The following is a 7,198-nucleotide window of genomic DNA, read 5'->3' as shown; positions in this document are numbered from 1 at the left end:
AGCTCCACAGGGACATGCACCCCAGGAAGAGCATGACCATCTTGACCGCCAGGGTCGCCCCGGCGAGCAGGGTCAGGATGGAGTTGTCGGGCAGAAAGTTCATTGGTTGTACCTTTTCGGGTCTATGTGTCGGGAGTGGGCTCCACAGGGGAGGCCTGTACTGTGTGTAAACCCCGTTCGGGCAGAAAGCAAGGGGGGTGAAAAATGGAAGGGCTGTCTTTTCAGACGGTTGCACTCAACCCTGCGCAGCCCCGTCCGGCCTGGCGGGGCTGCCCGGCGTTCGGAAACGCGGTATGCACTTGTCCCTTGTCCCGTTTGTGTCGTAAGGACATCGGGTAGGCGGCGGGAACTGTTCATGTTTCGGGGCGGCCAACGGAGGCGTTGCGTGAAAATACTGATCTTGGCGGGCAAGCATGTGGACGAGCGGGACCTGGACCTGCTGCCGGAGGGCCATGAGCGGACGGTGGTCCGCCTGGCGACTCTCTCCCGTGGCGTGCGCCGGCTGGAAAAGGACGACGCCGAGCTGGTCCTGTTCGTGCCCGACGAAGGCGACGACTCCTGGCCCCGCGCCGTGGGCCGCGCCCGCGAGGAATACGGGCGGCAGGCCATCGTCCTGACCCGCGACCCGGCAGGAGAGGCCCTGGCTCTGGCCCAGGGGGCCTTCGACTGTTTCGTGCCGGGGCCGACCTCGCGCGAAGACCTGGCCCGCAGCCTCCGTCACCTCAAGGACAGGCTGGCCGCGGAGGCCCAGCTCAAGTCCAGCCAGGGCCTGCTCGATTGGATGGAACATACCGACGCCTTCGGCAGTTGGGAGATGGACGTGAACGGGGACATCCTCTGGTCCGGCGGGCTGCAGCGCATCTTCGGCCGGGAGGAGGCCCCCGGCCGCAGGCTGTCCGGCCTGCGCAACCACGTCCACCCGGATGACCTGGAGGTCTTCGACCGGGCCAACGAGGCCACCTTCGACCAGGGCTGGCCCCTGGACTTCGAGTACCGGGTGGTGGACGAGGAGGGCAAGGTCCGCCATCTGCACGTCAACCGCGAGGTGGAACTGGGTCCGGGCGGCGACGTCGTGCGCGTCTGGGGCATGGCCCGCGACGTGTCCCTGCAAAAGGAATTCGAGGAACTGCTTTTCCGGCGGGACGCCATCCTCCAGGTGCTGGCCAACTTCGCCAGCCGGTTCCTGCGCAAGGTGGACTGGAACGAGGGCGTGGACGAGGCCCTGGCCAAGCTCGGCAAGGTCGCGGACGTGACCCGCATCTACCTGTTCAAAAAGGACAGCGGCCCGGACGGCGGGGAGGTCCTGTCCATGCACAACGAGTGGGGCGCGGAGTGGGTCGCGCCCCTGAGCGCCCTGCCGGGGAGCCGGGAGATCGCGGTCGCGCCCAGCTACGAGACCTGGCGCGGGGCCATGCTCAAGCGCAAGGTGGTCACCGGCCACGTCAAGCATTTCCGCAAGGAGGAGCGGGCCCTGTTCGCGGCCACCGGGGCCAAGTCGGTCATGATCGTGCCGGTCTTCGCCGGGAACGCCTGGTGGGGGTTCCTGGGGTTGTCCGAGCACCGCCGCGAGCGGGACTGGCTGCCCGTGGAGATCGAGTCCATGATGCTGGCCGCCAACCTCTTCGGCTCGGCCATCCACTACGGCGAGATGAGCCGCAAGCTCGTGGAGGCCAACCGGTCCGCCGAGGAGGCCTCCAGCGCCGCGCTTGAGGCGAACATGGCCAAGTCCATGTTCCTGGCCAACATGAGCCACGAAATCCGCACGCCCATCAGCGGCATCCTGGGCATGGCCGAGATGATGGTCACCACCGGCCTGACCGAGACCCAGCGCGAGCACATGGACATGATCCGCGACGCCAGCAACTCCCTGCTGAACATCGTCAACGACATCCTGGACATCTCCAAGATCGAGGCGGGCCGCATGGAGCTCAAGCCCGAGGATTTCACCTTCCGCTCGGCGCTGGAGACCAGCGTGCGCTCCTTCGGCCCCCAGGCCGAACTCCACGGGCTGGTCTTCCGCTATTCCGTTGCCGACGACGTGCCCGCCAGGCTCAACGGCGATCCCGACCGCCTGGGCCAGGTCCTGTGGAACCTCATCGGTAATGCGCTCAAGTTCACCCCGCGCGGGCTGGTGGAGCTGAGCGTGGAGCTCTCGCGCATCGAGTCCGGGCGCGCCTGCCTGCAGTTCAAGGTCCGCGACACCGGCGTGGGCATCCCCGAGGACAAGCTCGACGCGGTCTTCGACAGTTTCACCCAGGCGGACAGTTCCCTGCGCAAGAAGCACCAGGGCACCGGCCTCGGCCTGACCATCTCCCGCCAACTGGTCAACATGATGGGCGGCGAAATCGGCGTGGAGTCCGTGGTGGACCAGGGCAGCACATTCTTCTTCACCGCCTGGTTCGGCCTGGTCGAGGAGCCCGAACACGAGGCCGCCCCGGTCAGGCAGCGCACCCCGCGCGCCCTGCACCTGAACATCCTGCTGGCCGACGACAACCCCATGAACCGGAAGTATCTGCAACACTTCCTGACCATGTTCGGCCACACCGTAACCACCGCCGAGAACGGGGTCCAGGCTCTGGAGGCCCTGCGTGAAAAGGGCCGGAGCATCGACGTGGTGCTCATGGACGTCCAGATGCCCGAGATGAGCGGCCTGGAGGCCACCCGGGCCATCCGCGAGTCCGACGGCCGCCTGTACGACCGCAGGATTCCGATCATCGCCCTGACCGCCTACGCCATGAAGGGCGACCGCGAGCGGATGCTCGAGGCGGGCATGGACGACTACGTCAGCAAACCCGTGGACATGCACAAGCTGTCCGAGGCCATCGTCCGCTGCACCGCCGACCGCGAGGCCCGCAAGGAGATGGCCTGCCGCCCCGTGCCCCCGCAGCCCGAGCCTCGGGCCGAGGAAAAGATCGAGGTCACCCTGGACGTGGACAGCCTGTGCAAGCGGTTCGAGGGCAACATGGACCTGTACAAGGACATCCTCGACCTCTTTCTCCTGGAGGCCAAGGCCAAGCGCGAAGACCTCCACAGGGGGATCAAGGCCATGGACGCCAAGGCCGTGGCCGCCGCCCTGCACTCCATCACCAACATCTCTAGCCATGTCCTGGCCATGGATGTGGTCAAGCTGTCCCGCGCGCTGGAAAAAAGATGTTATTGCGGCGAGATGGACGAAGTGAAGAAAGGCGTCAAGGATCTCGTGCCCCGCTTCGACGCCCTGGTCCGGGCCGTGGAGAAAGAGGCCGCGCGGCTGTAACCCATTGCAATTTGCGGACTTACAGAGTAGGTATTGCGGACCGTTTCCATCCCGGAAATCGCCGTACAGGAGGTAGCCGATGCTGGTCAGAGACTGGATGACGGTCAACGTCATCGCCCTGGGAGTGAATTCTTCGGTGCTGGATGCGGCCGAGATTCTGCGGGAAAAGAACATTCGCCAGTTTCCGGTCATCGACAGCGCGGGCTGCCTGGTGGGCATCGTCTCTGACCGGGACATCCGCGACGCCATGCCGTCCAAGTTCATCCCCGGCGACGCCGTGGTCGAAAGCGGCGGCGGCCTGTACACCCTGACCGCCGGGGACATCATGACCCTGGACCCCGTTTCCGTGCCCTCGGACGCGGCCATGACCGAAGTGGCCGACATCCTGGTCAAGCACAAGGTCGGCGGCCTGCCCGTGGTCGACAGCGGCCGCCTCGAGGGGATCATCACCCAGCTCGACGTGCTCCGTTTCCTCTGCGCCTCGGCGGGCTCCGCGCGCGGCGGAGCCCAGTTCGGCATCCGCATGGACGGCCCCGAAGGCGCCCTGGCCGACATCCTCTGCGACCTGCGCGCCAAGGGCATCGTCTTCACCAGCGTCTTCACCGCCGTGGACCCCACCCGCTGCGGCTCCCGCAACGCCTACGTCTCCATCGCCGACCTCGGCGACAAGTCCATCGAGGACGTCGTAGAGCTCCTGCAAAGCAAGTACACGTTGTTGTTCTACGTAGCTGAGGGCGTTACCGTCGATCTAATCTAGGAAGGCCTCCCTGCAGCCCTTTCTTGGGGATGGTGCCCTGCCCTATCGCTGCCGCTCCATCGGGCAGGGGAGTTGAGGAAAACCGTTTTGCGGCGTTTTCGAACGGCAGCGAAGATACCTCTCTTAACGGGGTCGCTTTTCTCAAAAGAAAAACCCCGCGATTTCGGGCGGAAAAAACGGCGTATTTCTTTCGGTGAAGAAGCACGCCGTTCGTTCCGTTTTTTTGCCCGAAATCGCCAACCGGCACGGCGGAAGGCGGTCCTTCCGAGCGTAGCGAGGCGATGGGGGTCCAGGGGGCTTTGCTCCCTGGCGGGTGCAGGGCAGCGCCCTGCCCGTCGGAGACGCCCGCCCGGCGAGGGCCCGCCGGAGGCATTCCTGACGGCGTCCCCCCCCCTACCCCAGCCGTCTGGCGAACTCCGAGACGATGATGGCCCCGGCCTGGGCGACGTTGAGGGAGTCGAATTCGCGCAGGAAGGGGATGTGCAGGCTGTGGTGGGCGAACTTGGCGACGCCGGGGCGGACGCCTTTTTCCTCGTTGCCGAGCAGAAGCACGGCCGGGGTCCGGAGGTCGGTCGTGTAGACGTTTTCGGAATCCGGGGCCATGCGGGCGCAGTAGATGGTGAAGTCGTAGTTGACGCAGTCCTTCATGGCGTTGGCGAGGTTGCCGACCTTGGCCACGGGGAGCTTGTTCAGGGCCCCGGCCGAGGAGCGCACGGCTCCGGCGCCTATGTAGGCGCCGTGGTGCTGGCAGACGATGAGCCCGGCCCCGCCCAGGGCGTGGACGGTGCGCGCGAGCACGCCCACGTTGCCGGTATCCTGGACCTGGTCCAGGGCGACGATGAGCGGCAGGGGGGCTTCCGGGGCCTGTTCGAGGAGCTGTTCGAGCGGGGTGTAGTCGAGCGCAGCGCAGCGGGCGGCCACGCCCTGGTGGTTGCCCCGGTACATGTAGTCCAGATCCTTGGCGGTCACGGACTTGTAGGGCACGTTTCCGGTCCGGCACAGATCGAGGATTTCCTCCATGGCCTGATCGCGCCGCCCCTTGCGGAAGGCGACAAAATCCACCTTCTGCGGAGAATCCAGCAACAATTCCTTGACCGGCTTATTGCCAACTATGTAGATTTTAGAATCTTTTTTGTCCCGGCCGTTATCTTGCATTATTGTTTCCTTATGGTAAAGACAGCAAAATGCTGCACATGGTTGCCATCGGCAAGGGGCTCTAGTAGGCGTTTATCGCTCCTATTGCAATCCATGGCAAGGTGGGCTAGCTGATAGTCTCGCGCATCCGGTGCTCATGATTTTCTCTAGACTTTTCAAAGCCGGACTTATCTGATAATGGTGTGCCGAACTCGGAGGATCGCTTGAGAGTTTTCAACTATACATATTTATTTGCAATGGGTCTGCTCATCGCGAGCCTGGCCGCGGGCTGCGCGCCCAAGACTCCCCAAGAGGCGGCTCCGCCGGTGGAGGAACAGGTCACCGAGAACCTCGTGCCGGATGACGCCGAGGCGCTCGAACCCGAGATCGAGGCCGCCCCGGAGGTGGCTCCCGGCGAGGACCTGACGCAGACCGAGCAGGCCGTGCTCAACCAGCGGTTCGGCCTGTTATTCGACCTGGAGCAGCACGAGAGCGACGAGGTCGAGCTCTTCTTCACCTATTACAACCATAAAGCGCGCAAGACCATGGAGCGCTGGCTGGAACGTTCCCAGCCCTACCTGCCCTATGTGCGCCGCGTCTTCACCAAGTACGGGCTGCCCCAGGATCTGGTCCTGCTGCCCTTTGTCGAATCCGGCTACAACGTCAAGGCCTACTCCTGGGCCGGTGCGGGCGGCATGTGGCAATTCATGCGCGGCACGGGCAAGCTGTACGGCCTCCAATCCGACTGGTGGATCGACGAACGCCGCGACCCCTACAAGGCCACGGACGCCGCGGCCCGCCATCTGAGGGACCTGTACGACAAGTTCGGCGACTGGTATCTGGCCCTGGCCGCGTACAATGCGGGCGAAGGCAAGATCGCGCGCGCCCTGAAACAGGCCAACTGCGACGACTTCTTCGAGCTGACCGAGAAGAACCGCAAGCTCTCCCGGCGTAACCGGCTCAAACAGGAAACCCGCCACTACGTCCCCAAGTTCATTGCCATTTCCAAGATCTTCCAGAACCTCGACACCCTCGGCTTCGAGCCCGTGTCCTGGGACCTGGAATACGAGATCACCCCGGTCAAGGTGCCCGGCGGCACCGACCTGCTCGCCCTGGCCCGAGCCGGGGGCATGTCCTGGAAGGACTTCCACGAGCTGAACCCCGCCTTCCGCCGCCAGGTCAGCCCGCCGCACATGGAGGCCACCGCCTACCTGCCTGCGGACAAGGCCGACAAGATGATCGCCTACCTGGATGAGCCCGGCTCCCGGCCCTACGCGGGCTACACCCGCTACCACGTGCGCTCCGGCGACTCCTGGTGGGTCATCTCCCGGCGCTACGGCGTGCCCATCAACGTGCTCAAGAGCGTGAACAACACCCGCTCCAACACCCTGCGTCCCGGCCAGTACGTCATGGTGCCCGGCCACGGATCGAGCGCGGCCGCCATCGCTGCGGCGGCCCCCGGCGAGTCTTCCTCGTCTTCCTCGTCCGCCGCCAAGACGCGGGCCATCGCCGCCAAGCGCGGCAACTACGTGGTCCGCTCCGGCGATACCCTGTGGTCCATCGCCCAGTCCTTCAACACCACGGTGTCCACCCTCAGGAAATCCAACGGGCTGCGCTCCAGCCGCCTCAAGGTCGGCCAGAAGCTCTACATCCCCAACAGCACCGAAGCGGCCACCAAACAGGCAGTCAAGGAAGCCGGAAAGGTCAAGGCCCAGCTGGTCCAGTACAAGGTCCGCCGGGGCGACAACCTCTACTCCATCTCCCGCAAGTTCGGCGTCAAGGTCTCCGACCTCTGCCACTGGAACGCCATCAGCACCTCGACCACCATCTACGAAGGCCAGAAACTCAAGGTCTACGTCCAGTAACCCTACCGACGAATACAAAAAGGTCCCGGCAAGCAAACCGCTTGCCGGGACCTTTTTTTGCGCCTCCGGCGGCCGGGGGAAGGGGAGAAGGGAACCCTTTGAGAAAAGGGTTCCCTGTGCAACCGGAAACATGGGTAACAGTTCTGCCCGGGTACATGGGTAACACTTTTATTGTTCGTCCACCGG

At 64.6% G+C, this 7,198-nt stretch carries 4 protein-coding genes; 3 read left to right on the top strand and 1 reads right to left on the bottom strand.

The window, feature by feature from the left end:
- Positions 1 to 385: 385 nt before the first annotated feature.
- Entirely contained in the window at positions 386 to 3,256 is a 2,871-nt protein-coding gene (locus AB6M95_RS19155) for a hybrid sensor histidine kinase/response regulator (protein ID WP_371388347.1), read from the top strand.
- Between the two features lie 79 nt (positions 3,257 to 3,335).
- Entirely contained in the window at positions 3,336 to 4,013 is a 678-nt protein-coding gene (locus tag AB6M95_RS19150; RefSeq protein WP_371388346.1) for a CBS domain-containing protein, read from the top strand.
- A 393-nt stretch (positions 4,014 to 4,406) separates the two neighbouring features.
- Here AB6M95_RS19150 and AB6M95_RS19145 read toward each other — a convergent pair whose 3' ends face one another.
- Complete coding sequence (locus AB6M95_RS19145; RefSeq protein ID WP_371388345.1) at positions 4,407 to 5,168, bottom strand: TrmH family RNA methyltransferase; 762 nt, start codon at positions 5,166 to 5,168, stop codon at positions 4,407 to 4,409.
- 236 nt (positions 5,169 to 5,404) lie between these two features.
- On the opposite strand from AB6M95_RS19145, the gene AB6M95_RS19140 reads away from it, so the two are divergent.
- Positions 5,405 to 7,012: a lytic transglycosylase domain-containing protein gene (locus AB6M95_RS19140; protein WP_371388344.1), complete on the top strand. Its 1,608-nt coding sequence runs from the start codon at positions 5,405 to 5,407 to the stop codon at positions 7,010 to 7,012.
- Positions 7,013 to 7,198 lie beyond the last annotated feature (186 nt).

This window comes from Pseudodesulfovibrio karagichevae, from assembly GCF_041414475.1.
GTDB classification, from domain to species: domain Bacteria; phylum Desulfobacterota; class Desulfovibrionia; order Desulfovibrionales; family Desulfovibrionaceae; genus Pseudodesulfovibrio; species Pseudodesulfovibrio karagichevae.
The sequence above is the reverse complement of the archived record's forward strand: the minus strand, read 5'-3'. Positions and strand labels throughout refer to the sequence as shown.

Coding starts and splice junctions, on each gene's coding strand:
- AB6M95_RS19150 (WP_371388346.1), top strand. CDS start 3,336: ATGCTGGTCAGAGACTGGATGACGGTCAACGTCATCGCCCTGGGAGTG.
- AB6M95_RS19145 (WP_371388345.1), bottom strand. CDS start 5,168: ATGCAAGATAACGGCCGGGACAAAAAAGATTCTAAAATCTACATAGTT.
- AB6M95_RS19140 (WP_371388344.1), top strand. CDS start 5,405: ATGGGTCTGCTCATCGCGAGCCTGGCCGCGGGCTGCGCGCCCAAGACT.